19 protein-coding genes and 1 pseudogene are annotated in these 21,061 nt (G+C 41.1%); 17 read left to right on the top strand and 3 right to left on the bottom strand.

Annotated features, from left to right (window positions below):
- The first annotated feature begins 255 nt into the window (after positions 1 to 255).
- Positions 256 to 1,233: a sigma-54-dependent Fis family transcriptional regulator gene (locus tag AU377_RS07820; protein ID WP_067406567.1), complete on the top strand. Its 978-nt coding sequence runs from the start codon at positions 256 to 258 to the stop codon at positions 1,231 to 1,233.
- Between the two features lie 73 nt (positions 1,234 to 1,306).
- On the opposite strand, the gene AU377_RS07815 is transcribed toward AU377_RS07820, so the two are convergent.
- Positions 1,307 to 2,332, bottom strand: coding sequence for a hypothetical protein (locus AU377_RS07815; RefSeq protein WP_253724421.1), 1,026 nt, complete (start codon positions 2,330 to 2,332; stop codon positions 1,307 to 1,309).
- Between the two features lie 235 nt (positions 2,333 to 2,567).
- On the opposite strand from AU377_RS07815, the gene AU377_RS07810 reads away from it, so the two are divergent.
- The 3 genes from AU377_RS07810 (at position 2,568) to AU377_RS07800 (ending at position 5,207) form a co-directional block, all read left to right on the top strand.
- Positions 2,568 to 3,437, top strand: coding sequence for a transporter substrate-binding domain-containing protein (locus AU377_RS07810; RefSeq protein WP_067406562.1), 870 nt, complete (start codon positions 2,568 to 2,570; stop codon positions 3,435 to 3,437).
- Positions 3,438 to 3,456: 19 nt separating this feature from the next.
- On the top strand, positions 3,457 to 4,125 hold the full coding sequence (locus tag AU377_RS07805) for an amino acid ABC transporter permease (protein ID WP_067406561.1): 669 nt from the start codon (positions 3,457 to 3,459) through the stop codon (positions 4,123 to 4,125).
- A 113-nt stretch (positions 4,126 to 4,238) separates the two neighbouring features.
- Positions 4,239 to 5,207, top strand: a complete 969-nt coding sequence (locus tag AU377_RS07800; protein ID WP_067406559.1) for a proline dehydrogenase family protein — start codon at positions 4,239 to 4,241, stop codon at positions 5,205 to 5,207.
- 40 nt (positions 5,208 to 5,247) lie between these two features.
- Here the strand turns inward: AU377_RS07800 and AU377_RS07795 are convergent, their stop codons facing one another.
- Together AU377_RS07795 and AU377_RS07790 are read right to left on the bottom strand one after the other, a co-directional pair.
- Positions 5,248 to 6,000, bottom strand: a complete 753-nt coding sequence (locus AU377_RS07795; RefSeq protein WP_067406557.1) for an arylamine N-acetyltransferase — start codon at positions 5,998 to 6,000, stop codon at positions 5,248 to 5,250.
- Between the two features lie 68 nt (positions 6,001 to 6,068).
- The gene (locus AU377_RS07790; protein ID WP_067406555.1) at positions 6,069 to 7,085 is read right to left on the bottom strand and encodes a DUF1646 family protein; all 1,017 of its coding nucleotides are present in this window, start codon (positions 7,083 to 7,085) and stop codon (positions 6,069 to 6,071) included.
- 175 nt (positions 7,086 to 7,260) lie between these two features.
- On the opposite strand from AU377_RS07790, the gene AU377_RS07785 reads away from it, so the two are divergent.
- From AU377_RS07785 to cobA, 13 genes and pseudogenes are all read left to right on the top strand, one after another.
- Entirely contained in the window at positions 7,261 to 9,138 is a 1,878-nt protein-coding gene (locus AU377_RS07785) for an ABC-F family ATP-binding cassette domain-containing protein (RefSeq protein WP_067406553.1), read from the top strand.
- Positions 9,139 to 9,151: 13 nt separating this feature from the next.
- Entirely contained in the window at positions 9,152 to 10,285 is a 1,134-nt protein-coding gene (locus AU377_RS07780; RefSeq protein ID WP_067406551.1) for a virulence factor, read from the top strand.
- Between the two features lie 104 nt (positions 10,286 to 10,389).
- Entirely contained in the window at positions 10,390 to 10,638 is a 249-nt protein-coding gene (locus AU377_RS07775; protein WP_067406549.1) for a hypothetical protein, read from the top strand.
- A 254-nt stretch (positions 10,639 to 10,892) separates the two neighbouring features.
- Positions 10,893 to 11,342: a PaaI family thioesterase gene (locus tag AU377_RS07770; RefSeq protein WP_368664425.1), complete on the top strand. Its 450-nt coding sequence runs from the start codon at positions 10,893 to 10,895 to the stop codon at positions 11,340 to 11,342.
- A gap of 131 nt (positions 11,343 to 11,473) precedes the next feature.
- On the top strand, positions 11,474 to 12,202 hold the full coding sequence (locus tag AU377_RS07765; RefSeq protein WP_067406545.1) for an SDR family oxidoreductase: 729 nt from the start codon (positions 11,474 to 11,476) through the stop codon (positions 12,200 to 12,202).
- A 174-nt stretch (positions 12,203 to 12,376) separates the two neighbouring features.
- Positions 12,377 to 12,814, top strand: a complete 438-nt coding sequence (locus AU377_RS07760; protein ID WP_067406542.1) for a BrxA/BrxB family bacilliredoxin — start codon at positions 12,377 to 12,379, stop codon at positions 12,812 to 12,814.
- Positions 12,811 to 13,590, top strand: a complete 780-nt coding sequence (locus AU377_RS07755) for a class I SAM-dependent methyltransferase (protein WP_368664424.1) — start codon at positions 12,811 to 12,813, stop codon at positions 13,588 to 13,590. Before AU377_RS07760 ends, AU377_RS07755 begins: the two co-directional genes overlap by 4 nt.
- 253 nt (positions 13,591 to 13,843) lie before the next feature.
- Positions 13,844 to 14,425, top strand: a complete 582-nt coding sequence (locus tag AU377_RS07750; RefSeq protein ID WP_067406536.1) for a YpjP family protein — start codon at positions 13,844 to 13,846, stop codon at positions 14,423 to 14,425.
- 866 nt (positions 14,426 to 15,291) lie between these two features.
- On the top strand, positions 15,292 to 17,070 hold the full coding sequence (locus AU377_RS07745; RefSeq protein ID WP_067406533.1) for an SLC13 family permease: 1,779 nt from the start codon (positions 15,292 to 15,294) through the stop codon (positions 17,068 to 17,070).
- A gap of 12 nt (positions 17,071 to 17,082) precedes the next feature.
- Positions 17,083 to 17,714, top strand: a pseudogene (gene cysC / locus AU377_RS07740) (adenylyl-sulfate kinase).
- A 323-nt stretch (positions 17,715 to 18,037) separates the two neighbouring features.
- The gene (locus tag AU377_RS07735) at positions 18,038 to 18,748 is read left to right on the top strand and encodes a phosphoadenylyl-sulfate reductase (RefSeq protein ID WP_067406527.1); all 711 of its coding nucleotides are present in this window, start codon (positions 18,038 to 18,040) and stop codon (positions 18,746 to 18,748) included.
- Positions 18,749 to 18,954: 206 nt separating this feature from the next.
- Positions 18,955 to 20,103, top strand: a complete 1,149-nt coding sequence (gene sat, locus AU377_RS07730; RefSeq protein WP_067406524.1) for a sulfate adenylyltransferase — start codon at positions 18,955 to 18,957, stop codon at positions 20,101 to 20,103.
- A 39-nt stretch (positions 20,104 to 20,142) separates the two neighbouring features.
- A complete protein-coding gene (cobA, locus tag AU377_RS07725) occupies positions 20,143 to 20,925 on the top strand; it encodes a uroporphyrinogen-III C-methyltransferase (protein ID WP_067406521.1) in 783 nt (260 codons plus the stop codon).
- The last annotated feature ends 136 nt before the right edge of the window (positions 20,926 to 21,061 follow it).

Below are 21,061 nucleotides of genomic sequence, written 5' to 3'. Positions count from 1 at the left end.
CCTTCGCCTTTGTAATATGCAAAACGCGTGCCAAGTTCTAAAAGATTGTTAAATGTACGTTTCAGAACGATTTAATTTCTCGAGTGTTCCAATTTATGACAATTGAGTGTACAATTTAAGGACAATGCATAAAGATAACCAAATTCATCAGAAGTCTAAACAGCCAGCCGCACTCGGTTATTACTTCCGGCAGATGAATCAAACTGCCGAGGCTCATAATCAGTTAAAGAATATGATGAAGAGGTGAATGGACGGTTGAAAAAAGGCATTGTAGATCGGCAGATGATTCCATATTCTCGGACGCGTCATCATCTTTATACGTTCGCGGATATTAAAGGAAGTTGTGCTTCTCTTATCCGCACCAAAAAAATGGCGAAGCGGGCTGCAGTTACAGACATTCCAATCTTGTTGATAGGGGAGACCGGGACGGGGAAAGAATTGTTTGCGCAATCTATCCATTCTTCTAGTTTAAGGGGACACGCTCCTTTTATCGCTGTGAACTGCGGTGCGATTGCCGAAAACCTCATTGAAAGTGAGTTGTTTGGTTATATTGGCGGATCGTTTACTGGCGCCAATCAGGAAGGAAAGAAAGGGAAGTTTGAAGCTGCGCAATATGGAACGCTTTTTCTCGATGAAATTGGCGATATGACGCCGCGCGCACAAGTCACGCTACTGAGAGCATTGCAAGAAAAGGAAATTACACCGGTCGGCGGCGTCACGAGTAAAAAGGTCGATGTTCGAATTATTGCCGCGACGAATAAAAATTTACTAGAAGAAATTGAACATAACCGCTTTCGTGCGGATTTGTATTACCGCTTACGAGGCATTCAACTGACACTTCCGACACTTAGACAGCGTCGTGATCTTATTCAAATTGCCACCAGTATATTAGAGGAAATCGGTTATTCAAGTTTAATCATTTCAGAAAAAGCAAAACAGAAAATCCTACACTATAGATGGCCGGGCAATATCCGCGAGTTAAAAAGCATTTTAATAGAAGCTGCTTTTCTGTCTGATGGACAAGTGATACGTTCTGAGGATCTTCAAATTGAAATGCGTCATCCGAAGTTTGAAAACGAAGCAGAAGAAAATCCATTAAGAAATGCTGAAAAAATGGTGATTGAAAAATATTTAAAAATTGCTGAGGGAAACATCAGTGTCGCAGCGGCCGGACTCCAAATTAGCCGCAATACACTTTACCGAAAAATGAAAGAATATAATATAGAAGTCTAATGAAAACAGCCCCGAATGATTTTTACATTCGAGGCTGTTTTATGTACTTTTTCAAATGTTCTTCATTTGTATTTTATTTTCTAAAAAACTTCGCTACATCTTTTGCCGTATGTTCTGGTATCCGTAAACATAACGGCTCATTATGCAAAAAGTTAAAGACATTTATATCACTCGTATCAAGCACGCCACTTGTAAACCGAGGAACAAGTCGGACATGAACACGCTCCGATTCATTCGCATCAACTGGAATAAATAACCCCAAATTAAAACTGCCAATGCCAATCATTTCGAAATATTGTAGAAATCGAAGCATGCTTTCCGCCAATTCATCCCAATGACCGGCTGTTAGTTCTCCAAATGAAGCTGCTTTGAAAACGCCGATAAAATCTGTATGGCCCTTCGGTGCAAAGGCATGTAGCCAATCGATTGATCCGATTGAACCGATAAAACGCTGATCTAATTCAGCCTCGGTTTTTACAAGTTGGCTAAAAAAGTTTACGCTCTGTTCTTTATAAAAATATTCACTCGCCCTCGCAATAGTCGCTTGATAATTTGTTGGACGTTCGGACGCCAACACATGAATATGCGGATGTAAGATACTGCCGCCTGAAGGAGGTAAGTAGTTCCAATTGATCGAAGCATATTTGGTCTCTGCATCACTTTCCACCACTTTTTGCAAGTACTGATGTGCCGCCATAAATGATTGTGCGATCATAGGGGCGGTGAATTCACTTGGCTTGACAAAATGCTGATCACACATCCGAACAACCGCATTATGTTTACTATATGGAAAAAGGTTTGGAAACACGACGGTTTCATTTAAAACGAGGCGGCCGCCTTCGATGAGTTCATCCGGAAAAGTAGGTGTGCGTGAAAAAATATTTTCAGAACAAAATGGACACTTTGCGCCTTCTGTTTCTTTCGCAAGATCTGTATAATCCGTCGGTGTAAAAGGTGCGCCCGGATCATATATAATCCGCGATGATTCCCCAGTGAGTGGATCGAATCTGATTTCTGTTTGCCGCTCGATCAACTTCCCATTCTGCATCGGATCATGAAATGTGAAAAATTCCTCATGTGCTGTAAATTGAATAGACAAAAAAACTCCCCCTCGTCAAATGTACTCCCGATATTCATCATAACGTGAATAAAATGAAAAGTCAGCCATCATTAGAATTTCAATGAACGAGTAGCTGGCTTTTCTATTAGAAAAGTGCGAAATGCAATTGCTAATAATCTGTCAAATTCAAAGCGCTTACATATAGCTGTGAAATCCATTATAATTTAGAAGGACAAATTATTATCCAAATTTACATAAAAGGAGAAGAAATTACATGAACACCATTCAGTTCAGAAAACAACTATTAGTTGTTTTTGTCGGCATTTTAATGCTTGTCCTTGCGGCTTGCGGAAGTTCAGCTTCTAAAGAAGAGAACACAGAGAAAGAAAAAACTGCAACGTCTTCGAAATGGGACGAAATTGTTGAGAAAGGTGAAATCACCGTCGCAACTTCTGGTACTTTATATCCCGCTTCATTCCACGCAAGTGAAACCGATGAGCTAACAGGATACGAAGTTGAAATTGTGAAGGAGATTGGAAAAAGACTGGATCTTGACATTCAATTTATCGAGATGGGTCTAGATGGTATGTTGACTTCGCTGAACAGCGGACAAGTGGACATGGCTGTGAACGATATTGAAATTACGCCAGAACGCGAGGAGAAATTCGCATTTTCCGACCCGTATAAATATTCCTTCGGTACTGCAATCGTCCGTAAATCAGACCATTCAGGCATCGAATCATTGGAAGATTTAAAAGGTAAGCGTGCTGCGGGTGCGGCAACGTCCGTTTACATGGAAGTTGGTCGCCAGTATGGCGTCGAAGAAGTGATTTATGATAATGTCACAAATGATGTCTACTTGCGTGATGTCGATTTGGGACGTACAGATGTTATTTTAAATGATTATTACTTACAAAAATTGGCGTTAGAAGCGTTCCCTGAATTTGAAATCATGATCCACCCAACGATTAAGTATCATCCAAATGTACAAGCCATCATTCTGAAAAAAGATAACGAAGAATTATTACAGCAAGTGAACAAAGTGCTTGCTGAGATGCATGAAGACGGAACGATCTCCGAATTATCCAAGAAATTCTTCGGCGGGGAAGATGTCTCCGTTGAACAAGATCACGATTTTGAATAACTGAAAGGCGGATCAAAGCTTGAGTGAAATAGAGTGGCATCACATTTTCGATCTGTCGCTTGCCATTGAATCATTTCCTTATATATTGCAGGGAATCGGTTATACGGTTTTGATCTCATTTGGTGGTATGGGCATCGGTCTAGTGCTTGGCTTTTTGCTGGCACTTTGCCGAAGCTCAAAATGGTTCTTCCTCAAGTGGCCGGCAAGGATTTTCATCTCTTATATGCGCGGGACGCCGATGCTTGTCTTTTTATTCCTTTTATATTTTGGGTTGCCGAATATTGGTATTCAGTTTACTGCGGTGACGGCTGCTTTAATCGGATTTAGCCTTCATTCTTCTGCTTATATGGCGGAAATTAACCGTTCCGCATTAGAAGCCGTTGACAAAGGACAATGGGAAGCATCGACTGCACTTGGCTTATCTTATTGGCAAACGATGTTGTTTGTCATCTTGCCGCAAGCGACTCGTATCGCCATTCCGCCATTATCGAACGTGCTGTTAGATTTAATTAAAGCATCTTCTCTTGCCGCTATGATTACTGTACCGGATTTGTTTCACCGGGCAAAAGTTGTCGGTGGGAGAGAATTCGATTATATGACGGTGTATATACTTGTTGGTCTCATCTACTGGGGGATTTGTCTCATTGCGGAAGCGTGGCAAAGTCATTTAGAAAAACGATTCTCGTAAAGATGATCGACATGGAAAGTGGCTTTTTGACGCTTTTTAGGTATTGTTGCTAAACATGCTTATGCTATAATAAAGTGAAATATGAAATATATTGCCATTAAGGGGATAAGAACATGTTAAAAGAATTTTTTATGGGGTTATCGCAAAATCAATTATTAAATAGCACTGCTAAAAAGTATGGATTGAAGCTCGGTGCACAACATGTCGTTGCTGGTACAAACGTGGCAGAAACAATTCAAAGCATTAAAGAATTGAATGCACAAGGGATCTCTTGTACTGTTGATAATTTAGGTGAATTTGTTTTCGAACGCAGTGAAGCAACGACGGCAAAAGAACAAATTCTCGAAGTCATTGAAGCGATTCATGAGCATCAAGCGGATGCACACATTTCTTTAAAGCCAACGCAGTTGGGCCTCGATATCGAATATGATTTTTGCCTAGAAAACTTGCGTGAAATTGTTGCAAAAGCACATGAATATGGTATTTTTGTCAACTTTGACATGGAAGATTCAGGACATCTGCAGCCGTCATTCGACATTTTAGACGAACTGGCAAAAAAGTATGACAACATCGGAACGGTTATCCAAGCATATTTTTTCCGTGCGGAAGAAGATCTACATAAATATAAGGACTACCGCCTTCGAATTGTAAAAGGCGCATACAAAGAGCCGGCTGATCTTGCGTACCAAGAGAAAAGCCAAATCGACCAAAACTATATTCAACTCATCGAATGGCATTTGCTGAACGGTAAATTTACATCGATTGCAACGCATGACCACAATGTGATCAATCATGTGAAACAATTCGTGAAAGAAAATAATATTCCGAATGACAAATTTGAATTCCAAATGTTATACGGTTTCCGTAAAGACATGCAACTGCAATTAGCTAGAGAGGGCTACAACTTCTGTACGTATGTGCCATTTGGACAAGACTGGTACGGCTATTTCATGCGCCGTCTTGCAGAGCGTCCGCAAAACGTGAATTTGATCGCGAAACAAGTTTTCAATAAGAAAACGAATACAATGATCGGTTTAGCAACAGGCGCATTCCTATTAGGCCGTTTGACGAAGAGAAAATAATGAATAAAAGGACTGTTCCCAGTGGGGGCAGTCCTTTTAATTATAGTTGAATATGAAAATACTCCTTTAAGATACGATGTTTTTCTTGTTCCGTTGTAATGTTGTTTTCTATTAGAATACCGTGATCTATAATCGTTAACTTCTGATCATTCAATGTAATTTTACCGGTTTCTGTTGCTCGTGTGACAATATCTGCATGGGTAAATGTAGACGCTGGAGAAACTTGATTGAACACACAGCCTTCGTGGAAGTCGAGAAGGTTTTTAGGATTCGTACGGAACCGATATAATGTATGGAAGTCACCGTCTCGTTTTCTCATTAAATCAAAAGTAAAATCATCATTTTTTTTAATTATGTAGATTCCATTTGAATTTTCTTGCGTCGTCCCATTCAATGGAATCGGTTCATGGGGCGTTGCGGCGCCAAATCCAACATCGACAAGAAACAATTGATCTTGGAGGTGAACAAGAATAGCTGCATGTGTATCGGCTTTTGCCCATTTTCCATTCGGGCGTAATACGGTACCGGCGATGAGATGGGCCTGAAACCCTAGTTCGTTCAGCAACCAATGGAAAAGGCCATTTAACTCATAACAATAGCCGCCTCGATGTTTTTCAACGAGCTTTTTGAAGATCGTCGTTAAGTTCAAGTAAATCGGCACTTTTCGAATAACATCAAGATTTTCAAAAGGGATCTGTCGCACATGATTCATTTGCAGTTCTGCCAACTGCACTAAAGATTGTTCAGAAGCATCGGTTGCTTTCATACGTTTGAGATACTTTTGAATATCCATCTGACACACCTCACTTTATTCGGATAAGTTAAAAGCACAATCCAACGACGGATTGTGCTTTTCGTTCATCAATAGAATACGACAATAATAATAAAGTAGATGATCATAGCAACTAAGCCAATTGGAACGGCGAAACGTGCATATTCTCCACTCGTAATATTCAGTTTGCCAGCAGCAATAATATTTGGGATATTCCCAGGGATCAACATCCCACCACTGACGAGAAGACCCATTAAAATAGCTCGAATTGTCGGCTCGTCCATTGTCGGGCTAATTTCAGCCGCGGCTAATGTCGCATTGTCAAGTATTGCTGAGAGCATGTTAATCCAGTAAAGAACCTCTGGTGTAAGGCCTAGTAAATATCTTTCGATGAATGGTTCGAAACCTGCACCAAGAAATGTTAATGCCATAACGAATAGGTAAATTTTAAAACCGCGTATGAAGATTTCTCCGTATGATTCGGTTGTGTTTTTCGCTTGCAACGTATTTGAACTATTTGCAGGCTTGACCATAATCGCAGCAAGGATCCCGAATGCGATGACTCCCGGGAACACTTCTGGCCCGATTAATCTAAGCAAATAAAAGAAGTCTGCATTTAGTTTACTCGTTGCAATTGTCGACAATGGCTCACCGATTGGCGTGAGTACGGCACCAAGGCCGATGGAAAAACAGGCGATGATAACGAGCAAAACCTCAGATTTTCGATCGAGGCGCAGGACGCTTACAATTGTAACGAGCACAATCGCGGCGATGATCGCTGTAATAACACTGGAAACAATTCCGAGAACGATAACAACAAGCGCGATAAATAGACGGAATGGGATTGCTTTACTCATCCCTAAAATCGCTCTTTCCAATGGCACTTGCAGCCAACGGAAAATTAAACCTGCAATAATAACCGCTAACGTAATATGTATAGGATCTTCCAGCGCTTTGAAAAAGAGCGCAGCATCGAGTTTATTACTGACAAGAACAGCGGCGATCCCCATCACGAATAAAAATACTTCCAAGTTGCGTTCAACAAAACCGACAGTAAACGGCATGAACAGCACAAGGATCAAAATAATCGTTAACCCTAGAATCATGAATATTACTCCTTTTCAATTAATTATAAAAATAACATTAGTTTCATATTAACATTGTGTGAACGTAATGAAAACGTTTTTTTAAACATTTTTCTAGCTTCGGATTGGATTGCTTCATTCTTCAGCCAATTCGAAGTATGATATATAGTAAGCGTTTTAGAATGGATGTGTTTGTATGAGTCAATTAATCGTGGAAAATTTAACAAAAACAATTGGGGAAAAAACATTATTTAAAAATATCGAATTTACGATTGTCAGCGGAGAAAAAGTGGGATTAATCGGCATTAATGGAACAGGGAAATCGACATTATTATCGATCATTGCCGGGATAGAAGATGCGGATACCATTTCAAAAGAGCATCCGAATCAATATCGAATCGCCTATTTACCGCAAGAGCCTGACGTTGATCCGGCAAGAACTGTTATGGAAACCGTATTTATGAGCGACGCGCCAATCATACAACTAAATTTAGATTATGAACATGTACTTCAGGCGTTAACTAAAAATCCCGAGTGTGCCGAGAGCCAACAACAATTTGCGAGGCTCCAAAATGAAATGGATGCCAATTCCGCATGGGATCTGAACACGAAAGCGAGAACCATTTTAACGAAATTAGGCATCGATACATTTGATAAAAAGATGGGAGAACTTTCGGGAGGACAGCAAAAAAGGGTTGCCCTTGCGAAAGTGCTTATTGAGCCGACCGATTTGCTATTGCTCGATGAACCGACGAACCATTTAGACGTCGCTTCTATTACATGGCTGCAGGACTATTTGAAAAACGAACAAGGCGCCATTATTTTTGTTACGCATGATCGGTATTTCCTCGATGCGGTATCTACACATATTTATGAAATCGCAGATCAAACGCTCTATTCACATACAGGAAACTACGGCGACTATTTAGAAGCAAAAGCATTGCGCGAAGAAATGACAGCATCGACGGACGCGAAGCTTCGCAACCGCTACCGCTCCGAATTAAAATGGATCAAGCGCGGGGCAAAGGCGAGAACGACGAAGCAAAAAGCCCGCATTGGTCGATTTGAAGAATTAGCCGAAAAAGTTCAAAAAGAGGACAACCGCGGGGAAATGGATGTTGCTTTAAAAACATCCCGATTAGGCCGCAAAGTCATCGAAGCCAATGCGGTTGGAAAGTCATATGGCGATCAAAAAATCATCGAGGATTTTTCGTGCCTATTACAGTCAGGAGACCGAATCGCCATCGTTGGACCGAACGGGGCAGGAAAAACGACATTACTTAAATTATTTGCTGGCGAAATCGAGCCCGATCACGGCGAAATCGACAAAGGATCCACCGTGAAAATCGCCCATTTTCATCAGCACATTCCTGAGATGGAAAGCAATAAGCGAATGATTGAGTATATACGGGAAACATCCAACGATATTGAGGATGCGGACGGCGTGCGTATTTCTGCTTCGCAAATGTTGGAACGTTTCTTGTTTCCGGCATCTGTCCACGGAACGCCAATTGGCAAATTATCTGGCGGCGAACGAAAGCGATTATATTTATTAAAGCTCTTAATGGAACAGCCAAATGTCTTGTTGTTGGACGAACCGACAAACGATTTGGATTTAGAAACCTTATCCGTATTAGAGTCATTCATTGATACGTTTCCGGGAGTTGTTGTCACCATTTCGCACGATCGCTTTTTCCTGGATCGAACGTCTTCAAAACTATGGGTGTTGGATGGCGGCGGGAAAATCGAGACGTGGTATGGCATTTACACTGATTATTTGGAAACCGTCAAAGATGTCGTTGAAGAAAAAGCACCTGTAGAAGAAAAAGTTCAGGTCGCCCCGAAACCGCAAAAGAAAAGAATGTCTTACAATGAAAAAAGGGAATGGGAAACGATCGAAGCGGATATTGAAAAAGTTGAAGCAGATATCGAAGAAACAGAGGCCCAAATGGCGGCAGCCGGCTCCGATTACGACCAAGTAAGAGAACTAACGGAAAAGCTTGATACGTTAAATGCAACGTATGAGACATTAATCGAACGCTGGTCTTATTTGCAAGAACTAGCAGAAAATTAAGGAGGAACCATCTTTGAAGATACTCGCAATTGAACCGACACCAAGTCCAAACTCGATGAAAATACTGTTGGATACTGAGCTTCCGCAAGGGGTTGGAAAAAACTATAAAAAAGAAGATGCTGAAACAGCGCCGCATCCGATTGCGGATTTATTGAATATTCACGGGATCAAAGGAATTTACCACGTGATGGATTTCATGGCTGTCGAACGAATCGGCAATGTACCGTGGGAGACGATTTTGGCGGAAGTCCGCGCGGTGTTCAATGATGAAGAAACAAATGAACGGGCATCGGCTGAACAAACCGACGATCATTACGGGGAAGTGTACGTCCATGTGCAAACGTACAAAGACATTCCGCTTCAAGTGAAAGTATTCGATAGCCATTCCGAAGCTCGTTTTGGGTTAAGCGAACGATTTGTTAAAGCAATGGAAGAAGTCCATAGTCGTGAATCCGTCAACTATATTTTACTGCGCAAGTGGGCGGATTACGGCATTCGTTACGGTGAAAAAGAAGAAATCGGACAATTAGTCGTACAAGAAATTGAAGCCGCCTATCCAGATGACAGACTTACTGAACTTATTCAGCAGGCGAATGAAGGGCAGACGAGTACAAGGGAGCGTGGCCAAAAAGTTACACTTGAACAATTTGACGTGGAGCAATGGGAAAAAAGATTCCAGCTGCTCGATCAAATGCCAGATCCGGATCTATCTGATTTGCCTGTTCTCGAACGTGCTTTGGATGATGAAAAAATGTCGATCCGAAGACTGGCGACGGTGTATCTTGGCATGATTGAAGATGAAGCTGTGATTCCATACGTTGAAAAAGCACTCAAAGATAAAAGCTGGGCGGTTCGCCGTACAGCGGGAGATTGTATGAGTGACCTTGGGTTTGAAGGATTTGAACAAGCTGCTATTGAAGCACTGCAAGACAAAAATAAGCTTGTCCGCTGGCGTGCTGCGATGTTTTTGTATGAAACGGGCACAGAACAAGCACTACCAGCTTTAAAGGAAGCAGAAAACGATCCAGAGTTTGAAGTAAAGCTGCAAATTCGTATGGCCATCGCCCGGATTGCAGAAGGTGAAGAAGCAAAAGGCTCTGTTTGGAAACAAATGACAGAGGCGCGAATGGGCTCACAGGAGAAATAATTTTAAAATAAAAATACTCCTTTCTTTTCTTCTTATTTATGATAGCAGTCGGTACCGAATGGACAGGTCTTTCATAAAGTAAGAAGAGAAGGGAGGGGGATTACATGTTTGAACTGTATGACGTACTCATCATTCCGCTTATTTTAGGTATTGTTGAGATGTTTAAGAGAGCGGGGATCAATGCTAAGTGGCTGCCGTTTATTTCTTTGGCACTCGGTATTGCGATTGGGATTGTTTATGTTGCCAACGGGGATTGGAAACAAGGTCTTTTAGTCGGAGCAATGTTAGGTTTATCCGCATCAGGTTTGTATTCAGGTACAAAGAATACGTTGGAAAAAAGGGGAAGCCTTTAACGGCTAAAAATTATTTTAAAAACCTACTTGGGTAAAGTAGGTTTTTTCTATGCCAATAAAAGAGGGAAGCATGGCAGGTGAAAGCATGGCTGAATAAGTCCTAATGCCGAAGCAGGCAAGGTGATTGGTGAAGTATTAAGTCTCACACAGGAACAGATCTCTAAGTAATAAAAAACTTGTGAATCATTCGAAAAAGTATTACGATAATTACGTACATCGTTTTTTTATTGAAATATAAAAAGGGGGTCATGACGATGAAAGCGGTTATCGATGAAAGTAAATTACATCATCAACATAAAGAAGTGATCGTCCAAGCATTGAAAAAAGACACGTATGCAAACCATTTAGGTATTCAATTAATCGAGGTTGGAGAAGGATCAGCAATTGCGGAGTTAAATACCGAAACCCATATGTTAAATGCACACGGAACTCTTCATGGAGCTGTTACATTTGCGATTGCCGACTATGTATTCGCAGCGGCTTGTAACTCTTGCGGTAGAACGGCTGTTGCCCTGTCCAATACAATTAATTATATGGCAGCCGGCAAAGAAGGAGCGCTCGTTCGGGCCACGGCCGAGGAAGTAAAGAAAAATTATCGAACAGCTTGGTATACGATTAAAGTCGAAAGCGACGGGGAGCTAATTGCTACAATGGATGCGACAGCGTATCGATTAGACCATTATTTCGTACCGGTAGAGGAATAAATTTAATTTCGGATTCTACGTTCCAGAACAATTAACGAGGAAGGCCCCGTGGGAAGAAATCTCTCTGGGTCTTTTTGATGTGAAGGATTAGTTGGACATTATAAATAGATGACTAGAAAGGTTGAGCGTATATGTTCAATGTCAAAGGAAAAGTTGTTATTTTAACAGGAGCTTCTAGTGGGATTGGTGAAGCTACGGCCAAGGAGCTTGCCAATCAGGGAGCCATGGTAGTTCTGGCAGCAAGACGTGAAGAACGCTTGAAAGCGCTCGATGCAAGCATTAAAAAACAAGGTGGCATTTCTGTATATAAAGTAACGAATGTTGCTGATCAAAAGCAAATGGAAGATCTGGCTCGTTTCGCCATAGAGGAGTTTGGACAAATTGACGTGTTGATTAACAATGCCGGTGTCATGCCGCTATCTTTTTTAAGCGAAAAGAAAATTTCTGAATGGGATCAAATGATAGATGTTAATATTAAAGGTGTACTTTACGGAATTGGTGCTGTTCTTCCCTATATGCGTGAGCGAAAAGAAGGGCATATTATCAATATATCTTCTGTTGCCGGACATATCGTTGAACCAGCTGCGGCTGTGTATGCCGGAACGAAATTTGCTGTCCGGGCAATTACGGAAGGTCTTCGAATCGAAGAAGCAAGAAATAATATACGCACTACCATTATTTCACCAGGGGCGGTAGATACAGAACTTGTACAAACCATTTCTAATGAAAAATTAAGACGAAATGTAGAGAAACTGTATCAAACTGCTATACCAGCAAAAGTAATCGCCGATACAATTCTGCATGCAATTGCTCAACCAGATTACGCTTCCCTTAATGAAGTTATTGTTAGACCGACATGAATATAAACAGCCGCCAACTTAATTGAGAAGGTGGCTGTTTTCTCTTCGGAAAAATCACAAAAACTAACAGTTAAAGTGGCAATCAGTGAAAAAAGGTGAAAAGCAAGGTAGAATAGGTTTTGTGTAACTAACTACATCAATCACTTATGACCTAATGTGAAAGGGGACGAAATCATGAATGCGTACGAAGAATACATGAAAAGCATTGTGAAACCAATGCGTGAGGAGCTTGTAGGCAACGGATTCACGGAGCTAGTAACAGCGGAGGAAGTAACGGAGAAGATGAATGGATTAGAAGGTTCAGCACTGATCGTTATTAACTCCGTCTGCGGATGCGCAGCGGGACTGGCTCGTCCGGCTGTTAAACTTGCTTTAGAAGAGGCAGATCATACACCAGATCATCTGTTAACGGTTTTTGCGGGACAAGACAAAGAGGCAACTGCGGAAATGCGAAATTATTTCTCTGAAGTACCGCCGAGCTCGCCATCCATTGCGATTTGGAAAGACGGAGCGCTTGCTTACTTCATTCCACGTGAGCAAATTGAGAACTTTGAAATGGAACAAATTAAAGAGCACTTAACAGGCGTGCTCCATCAAGTTTGTGCGAAGTGAGTACGATCGTGACAACTGGCGGGAGACCGGATGATCATTCCCGCCTGCTTGCCCAAACAGCCGCCGAAAAGCTTCACTATCCAATGATCGAGCGGCATAAACGATCTGTTGCTCAGCTACAGCAACAATACGAGTCGGATGTACTTGTTGCGGGAAAGAATCGCTATGAGTTATATCGAATCGGCATGAAAGAACCGTTCTTTTTCCATCCGAACTCGGCTGCTTTTCGTTTGAAACGACTGCTGAACGGAGAAAGTGATCCAATGATCGAGGCATGTGGGCTTCGAACTGGTGATACATTTCTCGATTGTACACTTGGACTTGCTTCAGATAGCATCCTTGCATCTTTTACAGTCGGGACAGGCGGGAAAGTGCTCGGCATCGAAGGAGATCCGGATGTTGCATTTATCACTGCGACCGGACTCAAAACTTTTCCAGCGAAATTCGAAGAACTAGTGGGGGCAATGGATCGGATTGAAGTCATTCAGTCAGAGGCCATTGATTTTTTAAGGCAGCAGCCAGAAGCTGCATGGGACGTTGTGTACATAGATCCTATGTTTCATCAACCGATCGAAGAATCGTCAAACTTCACACCGCTTCGGACGGTCGGAATGGATCAGCGGCTGACAGCGGAATGGGTTGAACAGGCGTTGCGGGTTTGTAAGCGGCGCATTGTCGTCAAAGATCGATTCGACTCTCCAGCTTTTGACCTATTTAAACTGGAACGAACGATCCGGCCAACTTCGAAATTTCATTACGGACGATTATCGAAATGAAAAGATCCAACACTCTATCAATGAGTGTTGGATCTTTTTAATTAGTGGGTAAAGCTAAGTGAGCTCAAGTAAAGGACTAATACGAGCATACCGATTCCAACTACTAATTCCATTTGGGAACCCTCCTTAAAAACGGTCAACATTTATCTACATTTTTATTGTACAATGAAAGTAAGAATTATGAAACCATTTCTATTCTTTTTCGTTCCAATATGTGACGGTTGTGAAAAAATGCTAATGGCAGGTGATGATGATGAAAAAATGGTTACAAAAAACGCTTATTGCCGCGGTGGCATTTTTGACGCTGGGCGTCATTTCACCGAGCCATGAATTTTGGACAACCTTGCATGGAAAAGATGATGCGAAACAAGCGGATCAGCCTTCGATCGCTAAATCGGATTATACGCTGGATTTTGCGGAAACAGTGCAGGAGGAAACGACCTCCCAGGAGGATCTCGTGTCAGCCGCGAAAGAAATGTCTTATATGAAGTTTGGCACTAAAATTGGCCCAGTCATTGAAACCCAGTTTGATGAAGTGATTTTTCCGAAAATCGAAGAAGCGATTGGCATGACACTTACGGATGCGGACCTACATAAACGCAGACTTGCAATCACAGAAAGACCGGCTGGCGGCTACGCGGAAAAGATTTTCCATGTGTACGACAAAGAAACGAGAAAAGATGTCATCCGATTCCATGTGAGAACCGAAAAGCGTCCACAAGATGGTTACTTTTTCAACTTCCATTATCATGTTGCGGAAGATGATTATGTTAAACATTATGCTTTAGGTGAAATTTATTGGTCCAAAAATACACCGCCAAAATGGTTATCCTAACACTCGTGCAAAAAACGAGTGTTTTTTTATTGCAGAAACGTTGTTGTGTCAATGTTTGTTAGATGTTTTATGTTTCATTTTACACACTCGAAAACGATGCGTAAGACTACGTACCCCAAAATGTACTCCAAATCTATTATTTGAGAACGTTCCAAATCAGGAGCGTTCTTTTTATATTGCGCAAGGACATGAAAATCACGCCAAGATTTATGCCTTATATAGAGTTTAAACACGTTGTCTAGCGGTGGCAATGCCACACTGAACCTGTAAGGAAGAAAGTGTGCCCATGAAATCGCTGTTCTACGGCAACAACCTAGTAAAAAGAACAGGTATTGGATTACCCATCAAGGCAGCGGTACGCTGGTCCTCAGAAGTCAATAGATAACTGTGTGACGTATCTATAAACCTTTTATGTGGGAGTGAAAGTCTCTCATGTGAATCGTGGAGGGGACACCGTTCTTGCCTTCGCGTTAGGTAGGGTTTCTATTTATTTCTACTTATTTTCGAACGGTAACTCTACGCATTTTTATAAACGGCAATTATGAAATTGATTCTCTTTATAAATGAAATTCACCATAAATGTAACTAAATATTTTACCGTTCCCCGAAGTGAGAAGGACTTTCAAAAAAAGACAGTCGGAATCGCACTATCCCGAGTAAGTTTATAGGTATAGTGTATTATTTGCGGAAATGCTGTTGACACTGTGTTTTTCATGATGTATATTGGGGACTAACAGGTATAATATGCATGCTGATTAGTCAACTAAAGGCATCTTTCCAAGCGATCTTTTCGTGTCGCTTAGAAGGATGCTTTTTTGTTTTCCGATCATCAGTGAATGATGATAAAAGAAAGGAGAAGGCTGGTGATGTCATGGGAAATGATTTTGGTGCTCACACTGATTATAGGCATGCTCGCTTGCTTGATTTTAGAAGTGGCAAGACCAGGGATGATCATGTTTTCAGTCTTGGTCATATTTTTGGTGTCAGACATTTTAACGGCGAAAGAAGCACTTAGCGGATTTTCTAACGAAGGAATGTTAACCATTGCGCTCCTTTTCATTGTTGCGGGGGCTGTGCAAAAAAGTGGGGTGATTGATCATGTCACGGAAAGATGGTTGGAAAAAAGTCAAAGCTACTCAGGCGCAATGGTGCGATTTCTAGTACCAATATCAATGATTTCAGCTTTTCTCAATAACACACCAATCGTTGTGACGTTTACACCGATTATTAAAAATTGGTGTGAGAAGCGGGGGATTTCCCCTTCAAAATTTTTGATTCCTCTATCGTATGCCACCATTTTAGGCGGAACAATTACGCTTATGGGGACAGCAACGAACCTTGTTATACATGGAATGTTATTGGATTATGGCCTCGATGGCTTTTCGATGTTTACAATAACGGTTGTTGGAATACCTGTTACGATTGTCGGGCTTCTTTACTTGTTCACAGTGGGGAAGAAATTGCTTCCTAATCATAAAGGGTTTCGCCAGCGAGTGAAAGAAGATGCGAAAGAGTATATTGCAGAAATGAATGTCGAATCATCTTTTCAATACGTAAACCAAAGTGTCAAGAAAGCAGGATTGAGAGAGTTGAATGGCTTGTATTTAGTGGAAATCATTCGAAAGAAAGAAAGGGTTTCTCCTGTCCGGGATTCAACAATCATACAAGCCAGTGATCGTTTAATATTTTCCGGTAAAATATTGACAATAGCGGAATTACAAAATATAAAAGGTTTGGAATTGAGAACTGGAACAGACTTGGATCTCGATGACCTTAAAAACGGAAGCACCTATTTAATTGAAGCAGTTGTTTCACACCAATCGGGACTATTGTCCAAGTCACTTAAACAAGCGCAGTTTCGATCGCGATACGATGCAGGAGTTATTGCTATCCATCGTCACAATGAACGCATCCAAGGGAAAGTTGGCGACATTATTTTAAAGCCTGGAGATTCACTGCTCTTATTAGCGGGTGTGGATTTTATGAGTAAGTATGAACAGTCCAATGACTTTTACGTTGTTTCACCTTTGGATATGCCACAAATATTGAAACAAAAATCTTGGAAATCCTGGAGTGCAATTTTACTTTTAGTCACGATGATTATCTTCGTATCAATAGGTTGGTTGACGATGCTGAAAGCCATGGCATTAGCAGTTGTCTTAATGCTTGTGATGAAAGTGGTCAGTGCAGAAGAGATAAGAAGAAATATGCAATATGATGTGCTGCTCATCATTGCAAGTTCACTCGGAATCGGCGTGGCGATGACTAAAACGGGTTTGGCAGACGTCATTTCTTCCGGTTTGATTGCTGTCGGAAATCCGATTGGAACAATTGGAATACTAGTAATTATGTATTTAATCACAAGTATATTTACCGAATTCATTACAAATAGCGCAGCGGCAGCTTTAATGTTACCGATTGGATTGGAATTGGCGAACACACTTGAACTTGATCCGATTGGATTTGCAGTTTTGATTGCAATTGCAGCTTCGGCCAGTTTTATTACCCCGATTGGCTATCAAACAAACTTGATAGTTTACGGTCCAGGTGGTTACAAATTTATAGATTATGTGAAAGTCGGAACACCCCTTAATTTTTTAGTGATGGTGACATCGCTTGTAGTTATTTATAATGTGTGGTTTTAGGAGGATAAGAAAATGACAAAATCTACAAATATCGTATGGCATGAATCAGAAGTGACAAGAGCAGATCGACAGCAATTAAATGGGCATCAAGAGCAGATCGACAGCAATTAAATGGGCATCGCAGTGCGATTTTATGGTTCACTGGACTATCTGCATCAGGAAAATCTACCATTTCAGTAGCATTAGAAGCGGCTCTATATGAAAGGGGAATTCGTACATATCGGCTTGATGGAGATAATGTGCGATTTGGTTTAAATAAGAATTTAGGCTTTAGCCAGGAGGATCGGACAGAAAATATTCGAAGAATTGGTGAAGTATCGAAACTAATGATCGATGCAGGTTTATTAACATTGACTGCTTTTATCTCACCGTATCGTGAAGACCGCGAGCAAGTAAGAGATCTTGTGGAAAAAGGAGAATTCATAGAAATTTACGTGGAAGCAAGTTTGGAAACATGTGAGGAACGCGATCCAAAAGGGCTGTATAAGAAAGCGAGATTAGGTGAAATCAAAGGTTTCACAGGAATCGACGCGCCTTACGAAGAACCGGATGATCCGGAAATCAAGATTGATACGAATCGGTTAAGCGTCGAGGAATCTGTGAATGTCATTGTTGACTATTTGGTAGTTAATAACTATATCTAAGTGATAACTATTGCCATATTAAAAAAATTATGAAACTAAACTTTAAAACCTACTTGGCTTATAGGATTAGTAAGTATAGTATGATATTAATCTATTTTGGCTGACCAAGCGTTTATTGAAAAACTAAAAAACAACAGGAGTAACGCTAAAAACTGAATCTTATTCGCTGACTAAACAAATTAGAGGCGATTTTAATCGATGGTTGGTTAAAGTCGCCTATTTTTTATGAGGTTAAATGACGGAATATTAACTCTACCAAGCAGTGTTTATTGTGACGAAAATTTAAACTCCCTATTATTTATTACGATCAAAGGAGGATTGTGATGGCGAAATTGACGTACGACTCATGGGTAGAAGAAAGCCATCGTTTTTCTATAAACGATGCGTCAAAAGGCGCGCTATCTGTTCTACGATGGGCGTATCAAGAATATGGCGACGAGCTCGTATATGCATGTAGTTTTGGAGTGGAAGGAATTGTGATGATCGATTTAATATCACAATTCAATCCGGATGCCAAAGTTGTATTTTTAGATACCGGGTTGCATTTTCAAGAAACATACGAACTTATAGAAAAAGTGAAGCAACATTACCCATATTTGAATATTGAAATGAAGCAGCCAGCCTTGACGGTTGAAGAACAAGCTCAAAAATATGGTGACCGATTATGGGAAAGGCAACCGAACCGCTGTTGCCATTATAGGAAAGTGGTGCCGCTTAGGGAAACGTTGAGTAGTGCGACAGCTTGGCTATCGGGTCTTAGACGTGAACAATCACCGACACGAAGCCAGACAAACTTTATCAATAAAGATGAAAATTTCCAATCAGTCAAAGTTTGTCCGCTCATCCATTGGACTTGGAAAGATATTTGGGAATATGTTAAAAAAAATCAATTGCCGTATAATGCGCTTCACGACAGGGGATATCCGAGTATTGGCTGTGCCCCATGTACATCGACAGGTGATATGACAACAGGTTCAAGGTCTGGCCGCTGGGAAAATCAATCGAAAACAGAATGCGGCTTGCATACAATTTGAGTTTGCGCTGAAGTAGGTGGAATTTCATAACCGTTTATTCGGATCAAAGTGCAAGCGTTCATATTTTATTATGTTAAATCATTTGTCAGTAAAAAATTCTAGTTGCATTGATTGGAGCGGAAACCAAGTTTGTTCGGATTTCAATGCCGCTTTTCTAATGATGAAATTGACTCAATTATAAAATGATTAAAAATGGAGGAATTGTAATGAGTTTAAGTAAACCGCATGGAGGAAAATTGATTAATCGCTGGAATCCCAGCTATCAAATCAATGGATTTACCCCAACAGTTGAATTGGATGAAATTGCAATCAGTGACTTAGATTTGATTGGAACGGGCGCATACAGTCCGTTAGATGGATTTCTTACAGAAGCAGATTACAATGCAGTCGTTCATAATATGAGATTAGCGACAGGAGAGCCGTGGACGATTCCGATTACGCTGCCTACGACAGAGTCGAATGCCGCGCAAATCAACATTGGTAGCATCGTGAAGTTGGTAAAAGACGGTGTCATCTACGGAGTGTTGGAAGTATTGGATAAATTTATGCCGAATAAAAAGAAGGAAGCTGAATTGGTTTACAAAACAACAGACCGACAACACCCTGGTGTGAAGAAGTTGTTCGAACGTCCAAATGTCTACTTGGGTGGACCGATCACCCTCGTTAAGCGTCGTCCATTGGATGAGTTTTCCGGTTATCATTTTGATCCTGCTGAAACAAGAAAACAATTTCAAGCGCTCGGATGGAACACAGTCGTCGGCTTCCAAACGCGGAATCCGGTCCATAGGGCACATGAGTATATTCAAAAGTCTGCATTGGAAATTGTGGATGGATTATTTCTGAATCCATTAGTAGGTGAAACAAAGTCAGATGATATTCCAGCCGATGTCCGCATGAAAAGTTATGAAGTATTGCTAGAAAACTATTACGCAAAAAACCATGTGTTTTTAGGTGTATTTACAGCGGCAATGCGCTATGCAGGACCAAGAGAAGCTGTCTTCCATGCAATTGTCAGAAAGAACTTTGGTTGTACACATTTTATAGTCGGACGCGACCATGCAGGCGTAGGTAATTATTATGGCACATATGATGCGCAAAAAATATTCAGCAATTTTACAAAAGAGGAACTTGATCTTACATTGCTGTTTTTTGAACATAGTTTCTACTGCACTCAATGTGACAGTATGGCAACGGCGAAAACTTGCCCACATGATGTGAGTCAACATGTGATTTTGTCGGGTACGAGAGTAAGAGAGATGCTAAGAAATGGAGAAAAGCCACCAGCGACATTTAGCCGTTCGGAAGTAATAGATGTACTGATTGACGGTTTACAAAGTGAGTCAGTTCTTTTGTGAGAGGGATTGAACGCCAAGCGTTGAGAGGAAGTGATGAAGTTGGGAAAAGTCTATCTAGTCGGAGCAGGACCTGGAGATATAGATCTAATTACTGTCAAAGGATTGAAATGTATTCAGGAAGCTGACGTCATTCTATATGATCGATTGATTAACAAAGAGTTGCTTTCGAATGCAAAGCCTGGGGCAGAATTGATTTATTGCGGGAAACTCCCAAAGTTCCATGCCATGATCCAAGAAAGGATCAATCATTTTTTAGTGAAATTTGCGAAGCAAGGAAAAGTGGTGACGCGGTTAAAAGGCGGTGATCCATTCGTGTTTGGAAGGGGCGCTGAAGAAGCCGAGGTGCTTGCCGATCATGGAATCCCATTTGAAGTGGTTCCGGGGATTACGTCAGGGATTGCAGCTCCCGCTTATGCGGGAATTCCTGTTACCCATCGGGATCTGGGGTCCAGCTTCGCCATTGTGACGGGCCATATGAAAGAGGGGGTAAGTGACTCCATTCAATGGGAAAATCTTGCCAAAGGTGTAGACACGTTAGCCATTTATATGGGTGTCGGTAATTTGCCTTATATTTGTGAACAATTGACAAAGTATGGACGTCCGGAAAATACACCCGTTGCACTTGTGCATTGGGGAACGACAGAAGCACAAGAAACGATTACGGGTACGCTGTCTACAATTGTTGGAATTGCGAAAACAGCTGAAATAAAAAATCCGAGCATGATTATTGTCGGAGAAGTTGTGAAACTGCGTGACAAAATCCAATGGTTTGAAAAATCAGGATTGAATGAAGAGATTTTGATGAGAGAAGTCATTGTTTAACTGAATTCAGCAGAAGTGGGATTGTCCCGTAATTTTCTAAAAGGAGTCGGACGACAGAAACACTTTTAATTCCGCTTCAGGCAGACACTTCCGCTTTAATCAATGAAGTTTACCGAAAACTGGCAATCTGGGTAAT

This window comes from Sporosarcina sp. HYO08, assembly GCF_001563475.1.
Taxonomy (GTDB): domain Bacteria; phylum Bacillota; class Bacilli; order Bacillales_A; family Planococcaceae; genus Sporosarcina.
The sequence above is the reverse complement of the archived record's forward strand: the minus strand, read 5'-3'. Positions and strand labels throughout refer to the sequence as shown.